Raw genomic sequence first — 217 nt, forward strand, 5'->3', positions numbered from 1 at the left:
TCGACAAGAACGCAGTGCCGGCTTCGGCAAGCATCATCAATCTGGCGGGTGAGCGGCTGACGGCGAGCCTCAGAGAGAAGGCCTTCGGGAGCAGTCGCATCGAGAAGATATGTAATCTGTACGCACCCTCCGAGACAACGACGTACTCGACCTGGATTTGCATGCCGAGGGGGGAGGCTGTCGTTGAGACGATTGGGCGTCCGATCGCGAACACGCG

The 217-nt window shown here is 59.9% G+C and carries 1 protein-coding gene; it reads right to left on the reverse strand.

Annotation, left to right across the window (positions count from 1 at the left end):
* Positions 1-217, reverse strand: a 217-nt coding sequence (locus AB4Y42_RS44790) for a hypothetical protein (RefSeq protein ID WP_368697961.1), incomplete at both ends; no start/stop codon positions are given.

Origin of the sequence: Paraburkholderia sp. EG286B, from assembly GCF_040965655.1 — a bacterium.
Taxonomy (GTDB): Bacteria; Pseudomonadota; Gammaproteobacteria; order Burkholderiales; family Burkholderiaceae; genus Paraburkholderia.